This window comes from Streptomyces fructofermentans (assembly GCF_014651055.1).
Taxonomy (GTDB): Bacteria; Actinomycetota; Actinomycetes; order Streptomycetales; family Streptomycetaceae; genus Streptomyces; species Streptomyces fructofermentans.
Genome location: NZ_BMWD01000004.1, coordinates 92,001 through 111,693 on the forward strand (window position 1 = coordinate 92,001; position 19,693 = coordinate 111,693).

19 protein-coding genes are annotated in these 19,693 nt (G+C 73.0%); 6 read left to right on the top strand and 13 right to left on the bottom strand.

The features are described 5' to 3' along the window. Nucleotides 1-545: 545 nt before the first annotated feature. The 5 genes from IE265_RS07285 to IE265_RS07305 form a co-directional block, all read right to left on the bottom strand. Complete coding sequence (locus IE265_RS07285; RefSeq protein WP_190034551.1) at nt 546-2,084, bottom strand: MFS transporter; 1,539 nt, start codon at nt 2,082-2,084, stop codon at nt 546-548. Then, complete coding sequence (locus IE265_RS07290) at nt 2,081-2,632, bottom strand: TetR/AcrR family transcriptional regulator (RefSeq protein ID WP_190034552.1); 552 nt, start codon at nt 2,630-2,632, stop codon at nt 2,081-2,083. Before IE265_RS07290 ends, IE265_RS07285 begins: the two co-directional genes overlap by 4 nt. Nucleotides 2,633-2,718: 86 nt before the next feature. After that, nucleotides 2,719-3,690, bottom strand: coding sequence for an aldo/keto reductase (locus tag IE265_RS07295; RefSeq protein WP_190034553.1), 972 nt, complete (start codon nt 3,688-3,690; stop codon nt 2,719-2,721). Between the two features lie 79 nt (nt 3,691-3,769). Then, nucleotides 3,770-5,203 carry an argininosuccinate lyase gene (gene argH / locus IE265_RS07300; RefSeq protein WP_190034554.1) on the bottom strand — a complete coding sequence of 478 codons (1,434 nt, stop codon included), beginning with the start codon at nt 5,201-5,203 and terminating at the stop codon, nt 3,770-3,772. Between the two features lie 106 nt (nt 5,204-5,309). Further along, nucleotides 5,310-6,503 (bottom strand): argininosuccinate synthase, encoded by a 1,194-nt coding sequence (locus tag IE265_RS07305; RefSeq protein ID WP_190034555.1) that lies wholly within the window; start codon nt 6,501-6,503, stop codon nt 5,310-5,312. A 200-nt stretch (nt 6,504-6,703) separates the two neighbouring features. On the opposite strand from IE265_RS07305, the gene IE265_RS07310 reads away from it, so the two are divergent. From IE265_RS07310 to IE265_RS07330, 5 genes are all read left to right on the top strand, one after another. Further along, nucleotides 6,704-7,291, top strand: a complete 588-nt coding sequence (locus tag IE265_RS07310) for a pyridoxamine 5'-phosphate oxidase family protein (protein ID WP_190034556.1) — start codon at nt 6,704-6,706, stop codon at nt 7,289-7,291. 3 nt (nt 7,292-7,294) lie between these two features. Next, a complete protein-coding gene (locus IE265_RS07315; protein ID WP_190034557.1) occupies nt 7,295-7,999 on the top strand; it encodes a L,D-transpeptidase family protein in 705 nt (234 codons plus the stop codon). 235 nt (nt 8,000-8,234) lie between these two features. Next, nucleotides 8,235-9,563 (top strand): ferredoxin reductase family protein, encoded by a 1,329-nt coding sequence (locus IE265_RS07320; protein WP_190034801.1) that lies wholly within the window; start codon nt 8,235-8,237, stop codon nt 9,561-9,563. 19 nt (nt 9,564-9,582) lie between these two features. Next, a complete protein-coding gene (locus tag IE265_RS07325; RefSeq protein ID WP_190034558.1) occupies nt 9,583-10,410 on the top strand; it encodes an FMN-binding protein in 828 nt (275 codons plus the stop codon). A 61-nt stretch (nt 10,411-10,471) separates the two neighbouring features. Next, a complete protein-coding gene (locus IE265_RS07330; protein WP_190034802.1) occupies nt 10,472-11,209 on the top strand; it encodes an FAD:protein FMN transferase in 738 nt (245 codons plus the stop codon). 21 nt (nt 11,210-11,230) lie between these two features. Here the strand turns inward: IE265_RS07330 and IE265_RS07335 are convergent, their stop codons facing one another. From IE265_RS07335 to argC, 5 genes are all read right to left on the bottom strand, one after another. Further along, nucleotides 11,231-11,767: an arginine repressor gene (locus tag IE265_RS07335; RefSeq protein WP_190034559.1), complete on the bottom strand. Its 537-nt coding sequence runs from the start codon at nt 11,765-11,767 to the stop codon at nt 11,231-11,233. Between the two features lie 17 nt (nt 11,768-11,784). Then, nucleotides 11,785-13,023, bottom strand: coding sequence for an acetylornithine transaminase (locus IE265_RS07340; protein WP_190034560.1), 1,239 nt, complete (start codon nt 13,021-13,023; stop codon nt 11,785-11,787). Beyond that, on the bottom strand, nt 13,020-14,072 hold the full coding sequence (gene argB, locus IE265_RS07345; protein WP_308434777.1) for an acetylglutamate kinase: 1,053 nt from the start codon (nt 14,070-14,072) through the stop codon (nt 13,020-13,022). The genes IE265_RS07340 and argB overlap by 4 nt, the downstream gene beginning before the upstream one ends. Then, nucleotides 14,069-15,220 carry a bifunctional glutamate N-acetyltransferase/amino-acid acetyltransferase ArgJ gene (argJ, locus tag IE265_RS07350; protein WP_190034561.1) on the bottom strand — a complete coding sequence of 384 codons (1,152 nt, stop codon included), beginning with the start codon at nt 15,218-15,220 and terminating at the stop codon, nt 14,069-14,071. The genes argB and argJ overlap by 4 nt, the downstream gene beginning before the upstream one ends. Before the next feature lie 94 nt (nt 15,221-15,314). Further along, the gene (gene argC / locus IE265_RS07355) at nt 15,315-16,343 is read right to left on the bottom strand and encodes an N-acetyl-gamma-glutamyl-phosphate reductase (protein ID WP_190034562.1); all 1,029 of its coding nucleotides are present in this window, start codon (nt 16,341-16,343) and stop codon (nt 15,315-15,317) included. 158 nt (nt 16,344-16,501) lie between these two features. On the opposite strand from argC, the gene IE265_RS07360 reads away from it, so the two are divergent. Then, entirely contained in the window at nt 16,502-17,251 is a 750-nt protein-coding gene (locus tag IE265_RS07360; RefSeq protein ID WP_190034563.1) for a hypothetical protein, read from the top strand. 214 nt (nt 17,252-17,465) lie between these two features. Here the strand turns inward: IE265_RS07360 and IE265_RS07365 are convergent, their stop codons facing one another. The 3 genes from IE265_RS07365 to IE265_RS39100 all read right to left on the bottom strand — a co-directional run bounded on the left by IE265_RS07365 (nt 17,466) and on the right by IE265_RS39100 (nt 19,623). Further along, the gene (locus IE265_RS07365) at nt 17,466-18,296 is read right to left on the bottom strand and encodes a hypothetical protein (protein WP_190034803.1); all 831 of its coding nucleotides are present in this window, start codon (nt 18,294-18,296) and stop codon (nt 17,466-17,468) included. A 68-nt stretch (nt 18,297-18,364) separates the two neighbouring features. Further along, complete coding sequence (locus IE265_RS07370; RefSeq protein ID WP_190034804.1) at nt 18,365-19,171, bottom strand: endonuclease/exonuclease/phosphatase family protein; 807 nt, start codon at nt 19,169-19,171, stop codon at nt 18,365-18,367. Further along, nucleotides 19,168-19,623, bottom strand: a complete 456-nt coding sequence (locus IE265_RS39100; protein WP_190034564.1) for a helix-turn-helix domain-containing protein — start codon at nt 19,621-19,623, stop codon at nt 19,168-19,170. Before IE265_RS39100 ends, IE265_RS07370 begins: the two co-directional genes overlap by 4 nt. Nucleotides 19,624-19,693: the final 70 nt, after the last annotated feature.

A 19,693-nucleotide genomic window follows, 5' to 3' on the forward strand; every position in this document is an offset into this window, starting at 1 on the left:
GGGGGCCCCACGGCGTTGGTACGCGTCTGCGCGGCCGGTGCCCGCACCCGCAGGTGTCGCCGGTGCCCGGGCCCGCGGAGGCTCACCGGCCGACGGGACCGGAACGGGGGTTGCGCCCGTGGCACCGGCCCTCCGCGCGCGGTCCACGACATCGACGCGGGCCGATCCCCAGGGCTCACGGCCACAGCCCGGCGTGCCGGCCGACCGAAGCGGGGCCGGACCCCGCACCCCGAGTGCCCGCAGAACGGCTTGCGGGGGCCGGGCAGCGGCCGGAGTCCCGAAGGGGCGCGGATCGGGCCGGGGACCGCGGGAGCCCGCGCATCCGGAGGTCCGGCGAAGGCACGACCCCGGGCCGAGGGGAACTCCGCACCCGAAACCCGACGGACTCGCCCGCCCGGGAGCGGCGGAGCGGAGTCACCGGATCCGGAGCCCGGGCAGAGCGGCGGAGTCCGAAGGCCTGGAGGCCGGGAAGGCCGGGGAGGCCGGGCCGTCGTGCACCCGGGCGACGGGGCAACGGGGCAACGGGGCGACGGGGCAACCGGGTCCTACGGATGCTCCGTTCCCGTTCCGAGCTTCTGTCCCCGCAGCAGGATCCACGCCGCCGCCGACGCCGCGAGCAGCACCGCCGCGCCGATGCCCGCCGCGCGGCTGATCCCCTCGACGAAGGCCGTGCCGGCGGCGTCGACGAGTTCGCGCGCGTTCGGCAGCCCGGCCGACGCCTCCACCGCGCCGCCGAGCGACTCGTGGGCGGCCGCCGCGACCTCCGGCGGGGTGCCCGCCGGGACCGTGAACCCCCTGTAGACGCCGGTGACGATCGAGCCGAGCAGCGCGATGCCGAGGGCCGCCCCGAGTTCGTACGCCGTCTCGGAGACCGCGGACGCCGCGCCCGCCTGCTCCTTGGGCACGCTGGAGAGGATCACGTCGGACGTCACGGTGAAGGAGAGTCCGGCGCCGACGCCGACGACCAGCAGGGCCGCACCGAGGAGCGGGTACCCGGTCGACGTGCTGAGCAGGGTCAGCACGGCCAGCGCGATGCCGATGGCGGCCAGCCCGCCTGCGGCGACCGAGCGCACCGAGTAGCGGCGCGCGACCCGGCCGGCCACCAGCCCCGCCGCCACCGCGCCGAGCGCCGCGGGGATTTCGGCGAGCCCGGCCTCCAACGGACCGCGCCCCTGGACGAGTTGCAGGTACTGCGAGAGGAAGAAGACCAGCCCGGAGAGTCCGAGGATGGTCAGCAGGTCGGCGAGCACGGCTCCGGAGAAGCCCCGGCTGCGGAACAGCCGCATGTCCAGCAGCGGTACGGGAAGCGTGAGTTGGCGGCGCACGAAGCCGTACAGCGCGCCCGCGCCGAGCAGTCCCGCCCCGAACGCCACCGCGCTCGGCCCGTGGGACGCGGCCTCCTTGATCCCGTACACGATGCCGACCATGCCGACGAGGGACAGCACCACGCTGGCCAGGTCCCACGGACCGGGCCGCGGGTTGCGGGACTCGGGCAGCAGCTTCACGCCGACGAGGACGAGCACGGTCATCACGGGCAGGTTGATCAGGAAGACGGAGCCCCACCAGAAGTGCTCCAGCAGGAAGCCGCCGACGACCGGTCCGACCGCCGTGCCCGCCGAGGCGGTGGCACCCCAGATGCCGATGGCGAGACTGCGCTCGCGCGGGTCGTGGAAGAGGTTGCGGATCAGCGCGAGGGTCGCGGGCATCAGGGTCGCGCCGGCCACACCGAGCAGCGCCCGCGCCACGATCAGCGTCTCGGGCGAGCCGGCGTAGGCGTTGAGCACGGATATCAGCCCGAACGCGACCGATCCGACGAGCAGCAGCTTCTTGCGCCCGATGCGGTCGCCGAGGCTGCCCATCGAGACGAGCAGGCCGGCGATCACGAACGAGTAGACGTCACCGATCCACAGGAGCTGTGTGCCGCTCGGCCGCAGGTCCTCGCTGATGTAGGGGGTCGCGAGGCCGAGCACGGTCGCGTCGACGGCCACCAGCAGCACGGCCAGGACGAGGACGGACAGGGCGAGCCAGCGGCCCGGCCTCTTCTCCGTCTCCGCCGCGAGGGCCCGCTGCGTCGTGCTGGTCATGATTCGTCTCTCCGTAGCGCTCCGCCGAGCAGCAGCTCGACGATCATGTAGTGGAAGTCCTTGGCCGCCACCCGGCCCTCGGTGACGGCCCACGCGCCCGAGGCGCAGAGTCCGAAGAGGGCCTCGGTGAGCCAGGCCGGGGTGAGGTCGATGCGGAACTCGCCGCTCTCCTGGCCGCGCCGGAACAGCGCGGCGATGCGCGCGTCGATCCTGGCCCAGCCCGCGTTCTGCTCCTCGCCCTCGAACAGCTGGTTCTCGGTGTAGAGGAAGGCGAGCAGTCCGGCGGCGTCCTCGAACTCCCGCACCAGGCGGCGGACGGCCTCCCCCGCGGTGTCCTCGTCGAGCCGGGCCGCGTCGAGCGCGGCCTCGCACTCCTGGATGCCCAGGTCCTCCAGCGCCCGCACGAGGACGTCACGGCCGGCGAACTGGCGGTGCAGGGTGGCCCGGCTGATCCCGGCCGCCTTGGCGACCTCGTCCATGGTGGCGGTGGATTTCCGGGTCAGCAGGGCCGCGGCGCTGCGCAGCAGGTGTTCACGATCGACGGCCATGAGACAAGGCTACCCCACATGAGACACTGATGTCTCATGTGGGGCATGCGCCGCTCGCCGACGCTCGGGGTCCGGGGTGGGGCTGCTCAGTGCCAGGGCAGTCGGCCGCGCCGGTCCCAGTACTCCGCCGGCTCCTCGGCGAGCGCGGCGAGCCGGGCCGTCTGCCCGTCGTCGAGGTCGACGACCGCGGCGTGCAGGTTCGAGGCGAGCTGGTTGACCGTGGCCGCGCCGGACAGCACGACGCCCGCCCAGGGCTGCCGCAGTACCAGCGCGAGGGCGACCGCGTCGGGGCCGAGGCCCGTCTCCTCGGCGACGGCCCGCAGCACGTCGGGCGCGTGCGCCCCGGCGAGCCGCCCGTTGGCCACGCCCTCCTTGACGATCACGGTGAGCCCGGCCTCGTGCGCCTCGGCCAGCGCGGGTGCCACGGAGGTCTCCAGCACGTTGTACGTGGACTGGACGGTACGGAAGAGGGGCTCGCCGTCGACGGTCACGGCGAGCGCCGCGCGGACCGCCTCGGCCTGGGCCGGACCGCTGGTGGAGAAGCCCACGGTGAGGCCCCGGGAGGCGGCCTCGGCCAGCCTGGCGTGCAGTTCCTTGTCGGTGAGCGCCGGGCTGTCCGGCGTCACGGAGTGGATCTGGTAGAGGTCGAGGCGCGCTCCGAGCAGTTCGGCGGTCTCGGCGCGCTGCCTCTCGTACGTGGCGAGCCCGTGGTCCTTGACCTCGTGCGCCTCGGCGTCGGTGCGCCAGTCCGCCGTGTAGGTGTAGCCCCACTTGCTGCCGACGACGACATCGACGGCGTCGGGCCGCGCGGCCAGCCAGCCGGCCAGGAACTCCTCGGAACGGCCGTACGAGCGGGCGGCGTCGAAGTAGCGCACGCCCTGGGCGTGGGCGGCGTCGAGGAGTTCGAAGGTCCGCTCGCGCAGGGCGTCGACGCTGCGGTCGGCCGGCAGGTCCGTCTCCCTGCCGAGGTTGATGTACCCGGGGCGGCCCACGGCCGCGAGGCCGAGTCCGAGGTGGGCGGTGGGTGTCGTCGCTGCGGCGAGACGGGCGAAGGGCATCGCGTGCTCCGTTTCCGGTCGGCTCCTTTACGGGCGCCCGACCAACGTAACGCGCGATGCCCCTCTCGTCGGCGACCCGCTACTTCTTGTCCTTCGCGGAGGCCCACGCGTGCTGGGCCGCGACGTCCGACGTCACCTCGGCGAGCTGCACGGCCACGGCGCTCGGGGCGGTGCCGCCGCGGCCGTCGCGGGCGGCGAGCGCGCCCCTGACGTCGAGGACCGACCGGACCTCGGGCGTCAGGTGGACGGAGATCTTCGCGAACTGCTCGTCGGTGAGCCCGTCGAGTTCGACGCCCCCGGCCTCGGCGGCCTTCACGCACTCCCCCGCGACCTCGTGCGCGACACGGAACGGCACCCCCTGCTTGACCAGCCACTCGGCGATGTCCGTGGCCAGTGAGAAGCCCGCCGGGGCCAGTTCCTCCATGCGCTCGCGGTTGACCGTGAGCGTGGCCATCATCCCGGTGAAGGCCGGCAGCAGGACCTCGAGCTGGTCGCAGGAGTCGAAGACCGGCTCCTTGTCCTCCTGGAGGTCGCGGTTGTACGCGAGGGGCAGGGCCTTGAGCGTCGCCATCAGTCCGGTGAGGTTGCCGATGAGGCGGCCCGACTTGCCGCGCGCCAGCTCCGCGATGTCCGGGTTCTTCTTCTGCGGCATGATCGACGAGCCGGTGGAGAAGGCGTCGTGGAGCGTGACGAAGGAGAACTCCTTCGTGTTCCAGATGATGACCTCCTCGGCGATCCGGGAGAGGTTCACCCCGACCATCGCGGTGATGAAGGCGAACTCGGCGACGAAGTCGCGCGAGGCCGTGCCGTCGATGGAGTTGCCGACACTGCCGCGCTCGAAGCCGAGGTCCTCGGCGACCGCCTCCGGGTCGAGGCCGAGGCTGCTGCCCGCGAGGGCGCCGGAGCCGTACGGCGAAACGGCCGTCCGCTCGTCCCACTGGCGCAGGCGCTCGGCGTCCCTGGACAGCGCCTGCACGTGCGCGAGCACGTGGTGGGCGAAGAGCACGGGCTGGGCGTGCTGGAGGTGGGTGCGGCCCGGCATCGCGACGTCCGGGTGCGCCTCGGCCAGGCCGATCAGCGCGCCCTGGAGGTCGGCGAGGAGCCCGCCGATGATCCGGGCGTGGTCGCGCAGGTACATCCGGAAGAGCGTGGCCACCTGGTCGTTGCGCGAGCGGCCGGCGCGCAGTTTGCCGCCGAGGTCCGGGCCGAGGCGCTCCAGCAGTCCGCGCTCCAGCGCGGTGTGGACGTCCTCGTCGGCGACGGTGCCGACGAAGGAGCCGTCGGCGACGTCCGCCTCCAGGACGTCGAGCCCGGCGGTCATCCGCTCCAGTTCGTCGGCCGTGAGGAGGCCGGCCCTGTGCAGCACGCGCGCGTGCGCCCGGGAGCCGGCGATGTCGTACGGCGCGAGACGCCAGTCGAAGTGGACGGACGCGGACAGCTTGGCCAGGGCCTCGGCGGGACCGTCGGCGAAACGGCCGCCCCAGAGCCGTACGTCTCCGCTGTTGCTGCTCACTTGCTGCGCTCCTCAAGGCTGTGGATGTGCGACCGCCTCCCCACTCGGACGGGAGTCGCGCGAGGGGGGAGGCGGCTGTCGGGCCGGTGCGTTCGGGTCCGCGGGGCTAGGCGAGGTCGCGCTTCGCCGCGATCTTGGACGACAGGGCGAAGATGTCGATGAAGCCCTGCGCCTTGGACTGGTCGAAGGTGTCGCCGGAGTCGTAGGTGGCGAGGTTGAAGTCGTACAGCGACTCCTCGGACCTGCGGCCGGTGACGACGGCGCGGCCGCCGTGCAGGGTCATGCGGATGTCGCCGGTGACGTGCTGGTTGGCCTCCTCGATGAAGCCGTCCAGGGCGCGCTTGAGCGGGGAGAACCACAGGCCGTCGTAGACCATCTCGCCCCAGCGCTGCTCGACCTGGCGCTTGTAGCGGGCGAGCTCGCGCTCGACGGTGACGTTCTCCAGCTCCTGGTGGGCCGTGATCAGCGCGATCGCGCCGGGAGCCTCGTACACCTCGCGGGACTTGATGCCCACGAGCCGGTCCTCGACCATGTCGATCCGGCCGATGCCCTGGGCGCCCGCGCGCTCGTTGAGCTGCTGGATGGCCTGGAGGACGCTGACGGGCCTGCCGTCGAGGGCGACCGGGACGCCCTTCTCGAAGGTGATGACCACCTCGTCGGGCTCACGCGGCAGGGCAGGGTTGCGCGTGTACTCGTAGACGTCCTCGATGGGGGCGTTCCAGATGTCCTCCAGGAAGCCGGTCTCGACCGCGCGCCCGAAGACGTTCTGGTCGATCGAGTACGGCGACTTCTTGGTGGTGGCGATCGGCAGGCCCTTCTCCTCGCAGAAGGCGATCGCCTTGTCGCGGGTCATCGCGTAGTCGCGGACCGGCGCGATGCACTTGAGGTCGGGGCCGAGGGCCTGGATGCCGGCCTCGAACCGCACCTGGTCGTTGCCCTTGCCGGTGCAGCCGTGGGCGACGACGCCCGCGCCGTGCTTGTGGGCGGCGGCGACGAGGTGCTTGACGATCGTGGGGCGGGAGAGGGCGGAGACCAGCGGGTAGCGGTCCATGTAGAGGGCGTTGGCCTTGATCGCCGGGAGGCAGTACTCCTCGGCGAACTCGTCCTTCGCGTCCGCGACCTCGGCCTCCACGGCACCGCAGGCGAGGGCGCGCTTGCGGATGACGTCCAGGTCCTCGCCGCCCTGGCCGACGTCGACCGCTACGGCGATGACCTCGGCGCCCGTCTCCTCGGCGATCCAGCCGATGGCGACGGAGGTGTCCAGACCGCCTGAATAGGCGAGTACGACGCGCTCGGTCACGGGTTTTCTCCTCACAGTGCATTCGCTGACATGCATGAGTATGCAGGAGTCTGCATGGTTCGTCAATCCATGCGCGCCGGGACGCCGACCCCGCCGCGGCACGCGGCCCCCGCGACGCCCACGGAGGAGGAGCCCGTACCTGCCCGGACGCACGGCCCGGTGCGGGTCGTCCCGCGGGGCTGCGGCCATAATCGTTCGACATGGGAAAGACATATGAGCGCATAGACGGCCGACTGCGTACCTTCATCGAGGCCCAGCCCGTGTTCTTCACCGCGACCGCGCCCCTGTCCGGGGACGGGACGGTCAACCTCTCCCCCAAGGGCCTGACCGGCTCGTTCGCCGTGCTCGACGAACTCACCGTCGCCTACCTGGACTTCGCGGGCAGCACCGCCGAGACCATCGCCCATCTGCGGGAGAACGGCCGGATCACCCTGATGTGGTGCGCCTTCCAGGGCCCGCCCACCATCGTCCGCGTGCACGGCCGCGGCGAACCGGTCTTCCGCGACGACCCCCGCTTCCCCGGCCTCCTGGCCCGCTTCCCCGACATCGACCCGACCCGGCACGGGCTGCGCGCGATCGTCGTCGTCACGGCCGAACTCGTCCGCGACTCCTGCGGCTACGCGGTGCCCTTCATGACGTACGACGAGGACCGCGACCTGCACGCCAGGCGCTTCGCGCGGGAGGACGACACCTCGCTCAGCGCGTACTTCGAGAAGAAGGAGCACGTGGCGAGCAGCCTGGACGGACTACCCGGGCTGCCCCTGCCGCTGCCTCCCCGTAGCGTCTGACGCATGCGCCGCACCGGAGCCCTCGTCCTCGCCTCCGTCTCCCTGCTCGCCCTGGCTCCCGGCCCGCCCGGACCGCCGCCCGGACCGCTGCCCGAACGGATGGCGGACACCGGCGGCGGCAGCCAGCTGATCACCGCGCGGGCCGCCCGGACCTCGTCGACGACCGGCACGGTGACCTGGTGGAACCGGCGCGGCGGACGCTGGGTCGAGGCCGGTTCGGCGCCCGCCCGCTTCGGTGCGCGGGGGCTCGTCGAGGGCCGTTCGCGCACCCAGGGCACGAACACGACGCCCACCGGGCTGTACGACCTGCCGTACGCCTTCGGGACCGAACCGGCGCCCGCGGGCACGGCGACCCCCCACCGGAAGGTGGGACCCGACTCCTGGTGGTGCCAGGACAACGGCTCCCGCTCCTACAACCGCTGGACGGAGCCGCGCCCGGCCGACTGCCGCGCCGCGGAGTCCGAGCACCTCGCCTCGTACGGGACGCAGTACGCGCACGCGCTCGTCATCGGCTTCAACTACGCGCGGCCGGTCCGCGGGCGGGGCGCCGGGATCTTCCTGCACGTCGACGGGCGCGGGGCCACGGCGGGCTGCGTGTCCGTCCCCAAGGACGCCATGCGGCGCATCCTGCGCTGGGCCGATCCCGCGCGCCGGCCGCACATCGCGATCGGCACACGGAGCGGACCGACCGCTCTCACGCGCTACTGACGGCACCGACAGGCCTCCGGCCCGCCGCCCGGCGCCTCGCCCCCGGCCTGCGACGACACCCCTCGCGGCCTCGGGTTACCGCGGGTCTCGGCACGTCCCCGCTTGCTCCGCGGGGCGTTGAACACACGGCCTTCCCCGGACGTACCAGTGGGCCAAGGGTCCACTCCCTTCCCAGCGTCCCCACGGAGGAACCGTGAGCACCATCGCCGGCGGTCGCGCCGCGCGCCGCCAGACGATGCGCCGTATCCGCCCTCGCCGCTCCCCCGCCATCCCGCTGCTCATCGCCGTGTGGGCGGGTGCCGCGGGCGTGATCTGGCTCTGGTGGAGCAATACGCCGTCCATCGCGGACGACAAGGGCCGGATCCTGAACGCGGGCCGCATCACCGGCCTGCTCGCCGGGTACCTGATGGCCCTCGTGGTGCTGCAGATGGCCCGGGTGCCCGCGCTGGAGCGCCGGGTCGGCTCGGACCGGGTCGCCCGCTGGCACGCCATGAGCGGCCGCTACACGCTCTGCCTGACGCTCGCCCACATCCTGCTGACGATGTACGGGTACGCCCTGCAGTCCGGCACCGGGATCGTCGAGCAGACCGTCGACTCCGTCACCACCCTGCCGGACATGGGCAAGGCGGCGATCGGCGCGAGCCTGCTGCTGTTCATCGGCCTGATCTCCGTCGGAGCGCTGCGCCGCAGGATCCCGTACGACACCTGGTACCACATCCACCTGCTCACGTACGCGGCCGTCTACCTGTCGTTCTGGCACCAGCTCTCCACCGGCAACGACTTCGCCGTGGAGCCCACCGCGACGACGGCCTGGTACGTGCTGTACGGCACGGTGACCGCCCTGGCGCTCTGGTACCGGGTGCTGGTGCCGATCCGGCTGAACATGCGTCACCGGATGCGGGTCGAGGAGGTCGTCGAGGAGGCGCCCGGCATCGTCTCGGTGCTCATCAGCGGCAAGCGGCTGCACCGCATCGGGGCCGAGCCGGGCCAGTTCTTCCGCTGGCGGTTCCTGGCGCCGGGGCTGCGGCTCAGTTCGCACCCGTACTCGCTGTCCGCCGCACCGCGTCCGGGCCTGCTGCGCATCACCGTCAAGGCGCTGGGCGACCACAGCACCGCGCTGCGGTCGCTGAAGCCCGGCACCAAGGTCTGGGCCGAGGGCCCGTACGGGGCGCTGACCGCCTCGCGCCGCAGCCGGGGCAAGGTGCTGCTGATGGCCGGCGGCGTGGGGATCACCCCGATGCGGGCGCTGTTCGAGACCCTGCCCGCCGAGCGCGGTGACCTGACCCTGCTGTACCGGGCCAACACCACGCAGGACCTGGCCCTGTGGGACGAGTTGTCCGCCATCGCCGACGAGCGCGGTGCCCGGCTGATGTACGCGGTGAACAGCCCCGACGGCGAGCGCCCCGACATCAACCCGGAGACGCTGCGGCTGAAGCTGCCCGACATCGACACCCACGACGTGTTCCTGTGCGGCCCGCCCGGGTTCGCGGAGAGCGCGTACACCGCACTGCGCGGAGCGGGCGTGCCGGCCCGCCGCATCCACCACGAGTCGTTCGAGCTGTGAGGAACGGGAGTCCGGACCGATGAAGAAGAGCCATCCCCTTCGCCGTGTGGTGCTGGCCGGTGCCGCGACGGTGTCCGGAATCGTGCTGCTGCTGTCGCTGAAGCCCGCGTCGGACCCCGCCGCCGCGTCGGCCGGCGGCACGCCCCAGCAGCAGCAGTCGGTGGCGCCCCAGGGTTCCGGGGGCGCGCAGGCCGCCGCCGACGGGGAGCCCCGGACCCTCACCGGTGACGTCGTCAAGACCGACTACGGCAACGTCCAGGTCCGGATCACCGTGAGCGGCGGGAAGATAACCTCGGCCGCCGCCGTGCAGTCGCCGTCCGGCGGGCGCAGCACCACGGTCAGCGCCGACGCGGTGCCCAAGCTCAACCGGGCCGCGATCGCCGCCGGCAGCGCCGACATCGACGCCGTCTCGGGCGCCACCTACACCAGCGGCGGCTACAAGAAGTCCCTCCAGTCGGCCCTGGACCAGGCCGGCGCGCCGGGCGGCGGCGCGGGCGAGCCGAGCGGATCGGGCGGATCGGGCGGCGGATCCGGTGGGGGAGGCACCGGGTCGGGCGGCTCCGGCGCCGCCCAGGCCAGGACCGTCACCGGCAAGGCCGTGCAGACGGACTACGGCCCGGTGCAGGTCCGGATCACCGTGGCCGGCGGGAAGATCTCCAAGGCGGAGGCGGTGCAGTCGCCGAGCGGCGGCCGCAGCAGCCAGATCAGCGGCGACGCGGTGCCCAAGCTCAACCGGGCCGCGATCGCCGCCGGCAGCGCCGACATCGACGCCGTCTCGGGCGCCACCTACACCAGCGGCGGCTACAAGGAGTCCCTCCAGTCGGCCCTGGACCAGGCCGGTGGCTGAACCGGACGGACCGGCGCGGCCCGACGAGGCGCTCCCCGCCCTGCGGCACGCCGAGGAGGTGATGGGCACCGTCTTCTCGTTCGACGTCCGGGGCGGTGAACCCGACGCCGTGCGGGCCGCGTTGGACGAGGCGGTCGCCCAGCTCCACGTGGTGGACGAGGTGTTCAGCACGTACCGCGAGGACAGCCAGGTCTCACGGCTCGCCCGCGGCGGGCTGACCGTCGGGGAGTGCGACCCGGAGGTCGCCGAGGTGCTCGACCTGTGCGCCAAGGCGGAACGGCTCAGCGACGGCTGGTTCAGCGCGACGTACGCGGGAACCGTGGACCCGACCGGCATGGTGAAGGGCTGGGCCGTCGAACGCGCGGCCCGGCGGCTCACGGAAGCGGGCGCCGCCGGCGTCAGCGTCAACGGCGGCGGCGACATCCAGATGTACGGCGTGCCCGGACCGCACCGCCCCTGGCGGGTCGGTGTGGCGGATCCGCTGCGTCCCGGCGGTCTGGCCGCCGTGGTGTCCGCCGCGGGCGTCGACGAACTGGCCGTGGCCACCTCGGGATCCGCCGAGCGCGGTACGCACATCCTGGACCCCCGCACCGGCCGCACCGCGGTCACCGACCTGGTCGCGGTGACCGTCGTCGGCCCCCGCATCACCTGGGCGGACGCCTGGGCGACCGCGGCGTTCGCGATGGGCTCGCGGCAGGCGCTCCGCTGGCTGGACTCGCTGCCGGGCGTCGAGGCGCTGCTCATCACGGCGGGCGACGAGGTCCGGTGCACCGGAGGTCTCGCCGCCCGTCTGGGATGAGCAGCCCGCGCGAGGCGGGGATCAGTGGTGGTTCTGCGCCAGCCTCAGCAGGTGGTCGGCGAGCGCCTGCCCGCCCGTCGGGTCGCGGCTGATCAGCATCAGCGTGTCGTCGCCGGCGATCGTGCCCAGGATGTCGTGCAGCTCGGCCTGGTCGATCGCCGAGGCGAGGAACTGCGCGGCGCCCGGCGGGGTGCGCAGGACCACGAGATTGGCCGAGGCCTCCGCCGAGATCAGCAGCTCCGAGGAGAGCCGCCGCATCCGCTCCTCCTTCGCCGACTCCCCCAGCGGCGCGCGCGGGGTGCGGAAACCGCCCTCGCTCGGCACCGCGTAGATGAGGTCGCCGTCGTTGTTGCGGATCTTCACCGCGTTCAGCTCGTCCAGGTCCCTGGAGAGCGTCGCCTGCGTGACGTTCAGCCCGTCGTCGGCCAGGAGCTTCGCGAGCTGGCTCTGGGAGCGCACGGGCTGCCGGTTGAGGATGTCCACGATCCGGCGGTGGCGTGCGGTGCGGGTCTGCGGCACGGCGGGTCCCGCGTGCTCGTGATCCTGCGCCTGACTCATCGTCTTCGTCCCATTCCTCAGGATGCTCCGTCCCCGTCGGCCTGTCGGGCCCGGTCAAGGACCCCCGGCAGCGCCCGGAGGAACGCCTCCGCCTCCTCGTCGCGCAGATTCAGCGGCGGCATCAGCCGTACGACGTCGGGGGCGGGCGCGTTGACCAGGAGGCCGGCGTCCTGAGCCGCCTGCTGCGCACGGGGCGCGAGCGGCTCGGTGAGCACGATACCCAGGAGCAGGCCCGAGCCCCTGACATGGCCGACCAGCGGATGCCCGAGGGATTCGATCCCGTCGCGCAGCCGCTCGCCCGTCCGCTTGACGTTGTCCAGGAGGCCCTCGGCCTCGATGGTGTCGAGGACGGCGAGCCCCGCGGCGCAGGCGACGGGGTTGCCGCCGAACGTGGTGCCGTGGTGCCCCGGCCGCAGCAGCTTCGCGGCCCGCCCGAACGCGACGGTCGCGCCGAGCGGCAGTCCTCCGCCGAGCCCCTTGGCCAGCGTGACGACGTCCGGCAGGACGCCCTCGTGTGCCTGGTACTCGAACCAGTGCCCGGTACGGCCGATCCCGGTCTGCACCTCGTCGAGGACGAGCAGTGTGCCGGTGGCGGCGGTGATGGCGCGGGCAGCCTTGAGATAGCCGGGGGGCGGTACGACGACGCCGTTCTCGCCCTGGATCGGCTCGATGACGACGAGCGCGGTGTCCTCGGTGACGGCGGCGGCCAGCGCCTGCGGGTCCCCGTACGGCACGTGCGTGACGTCGCCGGGCAGCGGCAGGAACGGTTCCCGCTTGCCGGGCTGGCCGGTCAGCGCGAGCGCGCCCATGGTCCGGCCGTGGAAGCCGCCGTCGGTCGCCACCATGTGGGAGCGGCCGGTCAGCCGCCCGATCTTGAAGGCTCCCTCGTTGGCCTCGGCCCCCGAGTTGCAGAAGTAGACGCGGCCGTCCCGCCCGAAGAGCTGGAGCAGCCGTTCGGCGAGCGCGACGGGCGGCTCGGCCACGAACAGGTTGGAGACATGTCCCAGTGAGGCGATCTGCCGGCTCACGGCCTCGACGATCGCCGGGTGGGCGTGGCCCAGGGCGTTCACCGCGATACCGCCGACGAAGTCCAGGTACTCGGTGCCGTCCGCGTCCCAGAGCCGGGTGCCCGCGCCTCGGACGAGGGGCAGGCGCGGGGTGCCGTAGTTGTCCATGAGCGAGCCCTGCCAGCGGCGGGTGAGCGCCTCGTTGCCCGTCCGTTCCTGCTGGGCCGCGGGTTCCTGATGGCCGGTCATACGGCTGTCCCCTCCTGCTCTTCCTGCTCTTCCTGCTCTTCCTGCCCGTCCGGCACGTCCTGCCCGTCCGGCACGTCCTGCCCGTCCGGCACGGTCGCGTCGTGCGGGTGCTGCTCCGCCGGTGCCGTCCCGTGCCGGGGGTTCGGCTCCTCCGGCGCGGTCGGGTCCGGCACGACCATCGTGCCGATGCCCTCGTCGGTGAAGATCTCCAGCAGGATCGAGTGCTGGACCCGGCCGTCGATCACCCGGGCGGTGTTGACGCCGTTGCGGACGGCGTGCAGACAGCCCTCCATCTTGGGCACCATGCCGCTGGCCAGTTCGGGCAGCAGCTTCTCCAGCTCGGAGGCGGTGAGGCGGCTGATCACCTCGTCGCTCTCCGGCCAGTCCTCGTAGAGGCCCTCGACGTCCGTGAGGACCATCAGGGTCTCGGCGCCCAGCGCCGCAGCGAGTGCCGCAGCCGCCGTATCAGCATTGACGTTGTAGACATGTCCGTCGTCCTGGCTCCTGGCGATCGAGGAGACGACCGGGATGCGGCCGTCGGCGAGCAGCGCCTCGATGGCGCCCGTGTCGATCGCGGTGATCTCGCCCACCCGCCCGATGTCGACCGACTCGCCGTCGATCGTGGGCCGGTGCCTGGTTGCGGTGATCGTGTGCGCGTCCTCGCCGGTGAGGCCGACGGCGAGCGGCCCGTGCTGGTTGAGCAGTCCGACGAGCTGGCGCTGGACCTGCCCGGCGAGCACCATGCGGACGACGTCCATGGCGTCCTCGGTGGTGACCCGAAGGCCCGCCCGGAACTCGCTGACGATGCCGTGCCGGTCCAGGGCGGCGCTGATCTGCGGGCCGCCGCCGTGCACGACGACGGGCTTGAGGCCCGCGTGGCGCAGGAACACGACGTCCTGGGCGAACGCGGCCTTGAGGTCCTCGTCGACCATGGCGTTGCCGCCGAACTTGATGACGACGATCCTGCCGTTGTGCCGGGTCAGCCAGGGCAGCGCCTCGATGAGGATCTGCGCCTTGGGCAGTGCGGTGTGCTTGCGGGTGGTGCTCATGACGAGTACGCGCTGTTCTCGTGGACGTAGTCGGCGGTGAGGTCGTTGGTCCAGATGGTGGCGGTCTCGGAGCCGGCCGCGAGGTCGGCGACGATGTGCACCTCGCGGTAGCGCATGTCGACCTGGTCGCGGTCCTCTCCGACGCCTCCGTTCCTGCAGACCCATACGCCGTTGATGGCGACGTTGAGCCGGTCGGGCTCGAAGGCCGCCCCGGTGGTCCCGATGGCGGACAGGACGCGGCCCCAGTTGGGGTCCTCGCCGTGGATCGCGCACTTGAGGAGGTTGTTGCGGGCGATGGAGCGGCCCACCTCGACGGCGTCGTCCTCGCTCGCGGCGTTGAGCACCTCGACCCTGATGTCCTTGCTGGCGCCCTCGGCGTCCCGGATCAGCTGCTGTCCGAGGTCGTCGCACACGGCCCGTACGGCCTCGGCGAACTCCGCGTACTGCGGGGTGACCCCGGCGGCCCCGGAGGCGAGCAGCAGCACGGTGTCGTTGGTGGACATGCAGCCGTCCGAGTCGACCCGGTCGAAGGTGGTCCGGGTGGCGGCGCGCAGCGCCCGGTCCAGGGCGTCGCCGTCGACGTCGGCGTCGGTGGTGAGGACGACCAGCATGGTGGCGAGGCCGGGGGCGAGCATGCCCGCGCCCTTGGCCATGCCGCCGACGGTCCAGCCGTCCTTCGCCACGACCGCCGTCTTGTGCACGGAGTCGGTGGTCTTGATGGCGATGGCGGCCTTCTCGCCGCCGTGCTCGGACAGTGCCCCGGCGGCCGTGCCGATGCCCTTGAGCACCTTGTCCATGGGCAACAGCAGTCCGATGAGCCCGGTGGAGGCGACGGCGATCTCGCCCGCGTTGAGGTCCAGCACCTCGGCCGCCCGCTCGGCGGTCGCGTGGGTGTCCTGGAAGCCCTTGGGGCCCGTACAGGCGTTGGCTCCACCGGAGTTGAGGACGACGGCCGAGACCAGGCCGCCCTTCAGGACCTGCTCGGACCAGAGGACGGGCGCGGCCTTCACACGGTTCGAGGTGAAGACGCCCGCGGCGGCCAGCGCGGGCCCGTGGTTGACCACGAGGGCGAGGTCGGGGTTGCCGTTCTCCTTGATGCCTGCCGCGATGCCTGCTGCGGTGAACCCCTTGGCAGCGGTGACGCTCACTGTGACTCCTCGTTCGCTTCTCCGCCTGCGTGGCGCACAGGTGCGGGTTTCGTCCTCGTCCTCGTCCGCGGCCCGGCGGCCGCGCACGCGTCGCTCACGGTGCGACTCCGACCGTGGAAAGGCCCAGCTCCTCGGGGAGCCCGAGGGCGATGTTCATGCTCTGCACCGCGCCGCCCGCGGTGCCCTTGGTCAGGTTGTCGATGGCGCTGATCGCGATGATGCGCCGCGCGTCCGCGTCGTACGCGACCTGCACCTGAACGGCGTTGGAACCGTGGACGGACGCGGTGGACGGCCACTGCCCCTCGGGCAGCAGGCGCACGAACGGCTCGTCGGCGTAGGCCTTCTCGTAGGCGGCCCGTACGGCTTCGGCGGTGACGCCGGGCCCGGCCTTGGCGCTGCAGGTCGCGAGGATGCCGCGGGGCATCGGGGCGAGGGTCGGCGTGAAGGAGACGGTGACGGGGGCGCCGGCAGCCGCGGAGAGGTTCTGGACGATCTCGGGGGTGTGCCGGTGGCCGCCGCCCACGCCGTACGGGGACATGGAGCCCATGACCTCGCTGCCGAGCAGGTGCGGCTTGGGCGCCTTTCCCGCGCCGGAGGTCCCGGACGCGGCGACGATCACGGCCTCGCTCTCCGCGAGGCCCGCGCCGTACGCGGGCAGGAGCGCCAGCGTGACGGCGGTCGGGTAGCAACCGGGCACCGCGATGCGCTTGGACCCCTCCAGCGCAGCGCGGCAGCCCGGCAGTTCGGGGAGTCCGTAGGGCCAGGTCCCGGCGTGCGGCGAGCCGTAGAACCGCTCCCACTGCGCGGCGTCCCGCAGCCGGAAGTCGGCGCCCATGTCGACGACCAGTACGTCGGGCCCGAGTTGCTCGGCGACGGCGGCGGACTGCCCGTGCGGCAGCGCGAGGAACACGACTTCGTGCCCCGCGAGCACCTCGGACGTGGTCTCCTGGAGCACGTGTTCGGCCAGCGGCGCCAGGTGCGGCTGGAGTGTGCCGAGCCGCTGTCCCGCGTTGGAGTTGCCGGTCAGGGCGCCGATCTCGATCCCGGGGTGCGCGAGGAGCAGACGCAGCAGTTCCCCGCCCGCGTACCCACTCGCCCCGGCCACTGCCGCACGTACCGCCATGGAACCCTCCTCTTGGATGGCATGACTATACGTTGCGCTGCACGTTTATGCAATCGCCCCGGATGGGTACGCATGGTCCTCCGGGCCTCTCGGCGCGCGACGGCCCGCGCTCCGAGCCCGGTCGTGCCGCCGGTGCGGCCCGGGGGATGATGACGGCCATGGACGACACGGGTGTGGACATCGGGCGGGCCGTCGCGGAGATCCGGAACGCCGAGGAGATGCCCGGCCTGCCGATGGCCTGGCGATGGTCGCCCATGTCGCGCTTCGTGTTCGCGCTGGCCATGGACGCCGACGGCGGCTGGGCCTACCAGATGAACTCGCTCGACGTGCACGACGAAGGCCTGACCAGGGCCGTCCTCGCGTTCGCGAGGGAGCACCGCCTCGGACGCGGCCCGGACGCCGGACCGCTCACGACCGCCTCCGGATTCTCTTACGGGACCTACCGGTTCGACTCGGTGGCAGCGGCTTCGCCGTCCGTGCACGGCTACCACCACGGGCGGAACGAGGCCCTGAACGAGGTCGTCTCGGGGGTGTTCCCCGCGTACCGGTGCGAGTTCCGCGGCGACGAGAGCCCGGAGGAGGCGGTGACGCGGTTCAAGGGCATGCTGCGGCCGACGGTCCTCTCCCGGCCCCCGGTCCCGTACCTGCGGATGCGGTACGACAACACCAGGACGAAGGGCGGCAGCGTGGGCCCGTCCCGCGGGTTCACCACGCACGACGTGCTGCTGCGGGAGCTGGGGCTGCTCGAAGGCGCTCCGGGGAGCTTCGTGGAGTTCGAGAACTCGTCGGGCGAGGTGTGGCACGTCGAGTGGAACGGTTCGTGGCTGGTGAACGGAACAGCCCGGGACGCGCCGCCCTCCGAGAGTTGGGTGGCGTCGGTCCTCGGACTGCCCGGAGAAGTCCGGTGACCGGCCTCCTGCCGACCGCCGGGCACGCTCCTCGGGCTGTCCGAGGAGGTCCGGCGAACGGCGACCCGCCACCCGCCGAGCCCAGGGCCCGCGCGGTGACCGCCCACGGCTCACGCGACCGGGAGTGCCGTGCACGCCCCGACCCCCTCGGCCGGCGGGCCCGGCCGCGACGCGCCCCGGCCCCTGCGACGACTGCCGTGACCCCGACCCCGCTTCAGGCACCGGCCACCCGCACCGATCGCGGTCGCCCTCGCAGCGCGGGCAGGCGGGCGCAGTCCTCGGCACCGGAGAGGCCCTCACCGAGAGCCAGGAGCGAGAGGAGCTGCACGGGCCGGCCGGCCGTGGCCGCGGCCTCCAGCTTGTGGTGGCCGTCGAGGAGGAAGTGCGTCAGTCCCCAGTGCCGGTAGTGGTCGGCCGGGAGGCCGGAGGCGGGCTCGCACACGTCCAGCGTCGACACGGCCACGGCCGTCGGCACCGTTCCCCGGCCCATCAGCCCGGCGTACTCCTCGACCCGGTCCCTGTCGTTCCAGGTGGGCGGAACCATGGGCACGACGAACTCGTAGAGGTGGGCCGCCTCGTCGACCGCCGTCTCGAAGGTCCGGTAGTACGGCGTGTGCGGGTACTCCGGGAGGCCCCAGAACTGGTCCAGCCCCCATGTGGCGACCTGCTCCGCGCCGAAGTAGTCGCCCTCCTCGCCGGGGACGGTCAGGCGGGGCTCCACACGGAGCAGCATCGGAAGGTACTCGCCCTCCGGCAGCAGGGCGCCGAACGCGTCGATCACGCCGCCGTCGTCCGGATCCGCCAGTGGGCCGGAGAGTCGCTCCCGCGGGCCCTCCAGCGACAGCGTCTGCCCAGCGGTCTCCAGACGGCGGAACAGGAACTGGCACGTCCCGCACCAGAAGCTGAGCTCGAAGGCCGGTGCCCCGTCGACCGTGAGCAGCCGGCGCCCCGGCCCGCCCGCGGCCTCCCGGCGCTCCGCCTCGAAACGCAGCCGCGCCTGCGGGGCCGGAACGCCGAGCCTGCGCGGTTCACCTGATCCGATCATCACGGACCGACCGTAGGGGACGCCCCCCGGCGGCACCACCGCACCCCCGGGGGCCGCCCCGGAGGGGGTCAGGACGGGGACAGGTCCGTGTGCAGCATGTAGTGGTCCGAGTGCGGGCTGGGGCGTACCCGGTGCGTGAGGGGGGTGATGCCCCGCAGGAAGACGTAGTCGAACTTGCTCTGCCACTCGGTGGTCGGCTCGCACGCACCCGCGGCCAGGGGGCGGCACCGGGGGTCCGTGTCCGCGGCCAGCGCCCACATCCCGGCGAGTTCCTGGGAGTCCGGTACGGCGTTGAAGTCGCCGAGGACGATCGCGCGGTCGTGGCGGGCGACTTCGGCGGCCAGTACGCCGATCTGGCGCGCCCGGACCGGCTCCTGGCGCCGTTCGGCGAGGTGGGTGTTGAAGACGCGGACGGACCGGCCGCCCACGGTGGTGGTGACGGCCATGTACCCGCGGTCCTCCGAACCTCCGTCCGGGTACTCGACGTTCACGCGGTCCGTCATCGGTGCCGCCGACAGGATCGCCTGGCCGAAGGCCCCCGGGCTCCACGGCAACCCCCCGCAGCGGCTCCAGTTCTGTTGCACCATCCCGTACTCGACGCGGTAGACCAGCCCGTACAGGGCCTCCAGATGGTCACGCACCCTGTCGACGTCTCGCGCGCACGCCTCCTGCAGGCCGACGACCTGGGGCGCGTACGTGGCGATCTCCGCCGCCAGGCCGAGGTCGTGACCGCTGCGGCCGCAGGGGTTGCAGATGTTCCACGTCATGACCCGGTTCGGTATGACGTCCTCGGCGGCGCCGGGCGGCAGGGGCTCGGCGACGAGGGCGCCCCCGGGCGTGCTGGGACCTATCAGGACCACGCAGATCGCGGTCATCGCGGCCGCGAGCGACCACGTGCCCCTTCCGAGCACCAGCGCCTCCCCGGAGTGGATGTTCGGGGCATCGCATGGCGCCCGCGTGTACGAGGGTAGGGGACGGACCGTCCACCGCACATGCCCCTCCCGCCCGCCGCGCGACGCCCACCGGCCGTCCCGGCCCGCGGCGGCCGGCGGGCCGGGTCCGTGCGCGAGCGGACCCCCGACTTGCGGTACACACGCGTCAGATGGGCCTCGACAGCCTCCCTCGGCAGGAACCGCGAGGTGGCCGCCTCCCCGTTGCTCAGCCCCTCCCCCACGGCCCGCGCCACCTGGAGCTCCTGCGGGGTGGGCCGGTCCACCGGCGCGGGGCCCGGGCACGGGGCGTGCGGGCTCCCGGGCGGCAGGCGCCCGTCCGGTCCATCGCCGACTTCCTGCGCTTCGCCGGCGTCCTGTGATCCGTACCGCCGCACCCGCCCCCGCCCTCACCCCCGCCGGTCGCGCTTCCTCCGGCGGGGGCGGTGCGCGGCCGTGCGGCGCCAT

Bases quoted from the DNA above. Each gene is read 5' to 3' on its own strand.
- IE265_RS07320 (WP_190034801.1), top strand. From the start codon at position 8,235: ATGCGCCGTATCCGCCCTCGCCGCTCCCCCGCCATCCCGCTGCTCATC.
- IE265_RS07370 (WP_190034804.1), bottom strand. From the start codon at position 19,171: ATGACCGCGATCTGCGTGGTCCTGATAGGTCCCAGCACGCCCGGGGGC.
- IE265_RS07295 (WP_190034553.1), bottom strand. From the start codon at position 3,690: ATGCCCTTCGCCCGTCTCGCCGCAGCGACGACACCCACCGCCCACCTC.
- IE265_RS07290 (WP_190034552.1), bottom strand. From the start codon at position 2,632: ATGGCCGTCGATCGTGAACACCTGCTGCGCAGCGCCGCGGCCCTGCTG.
- IE265_RS07315 (WP_190034557.1), top strand. From the start codon at position 7,295: ATGCGCCGCACCGGAGCCCTCGTCCTCGCCTCCGTCTCCCTGCTCGCC.
- IE265_RS07335 (WP_190034559.1), bottom strand. From the start codon at position 11,767: ATGAGTCAGGCGCAGGATCACGAGCACGCGGGACCCGCCGTGCCGCAG.
- argB (WP_308434777.1), bottom strand. From the start codon at position 14,072: ATGAGCACCACCCGCAAGCACACCGCACTGCCCAAGGCGCAGATCCTC.
- IE265_RS07360 (WP_190034563.1), top strand. From the start codon at position 16,502: ATGGACGACACGGGTGTGGACATCGGGCGGGCCGTCGCGGAGATCCGG.
- IE265_RS07340 (WP_190034560.1), bottom strand. From the start codon at position 13,023: ATGACCGGCCATCAGGAACCCGCGGCCCAGCAGGAACGGACGGGCAAC.
- IE265_RS07365 (WP_190034803.1), bottom strand. From the start codon at position 18,296: ATGATCGGATCAGGTGAACCGCGCAGGCTCGGCGTTCCGGCCCCGCAG.
- argC (WP_190034562.1), bottom strand. From the start codon at position 16,343: ATGGCGGTACGTGCGGCAGTGGCCGGGGCGAGTGGGTACGCGGGCGGG.
- IE265_RS07310 (WP_190034556.1), top strand. From the start codon at position 6,704: ATGGGAAAGACATATGAGCGCATAGACGGCCGACTGCGTACCTTCATC.
- IE265_RS07325 (WP_190034558.1), top strand. From the start codon at position 9,583: ATGAAGAAGAGCCATCCCCTTCGCCGTGTGGTGCTGGCCGGTGCCGCG.
- IE265_RS07285 (WP_190034551.1), bottom strand. From the start codon at position 2,084: ATGACCAGCACGACGCAGCGGGCCCTCGCGGCGGAGACGGAGAAGAGG.
- IE265_RS07330 (WP_190034802.1), top strand. From the start codon at position 10,472: ATGGGCACCGTCTTCTCGTTCGACGTCCGGGGCGGTGAACCCGACGCC.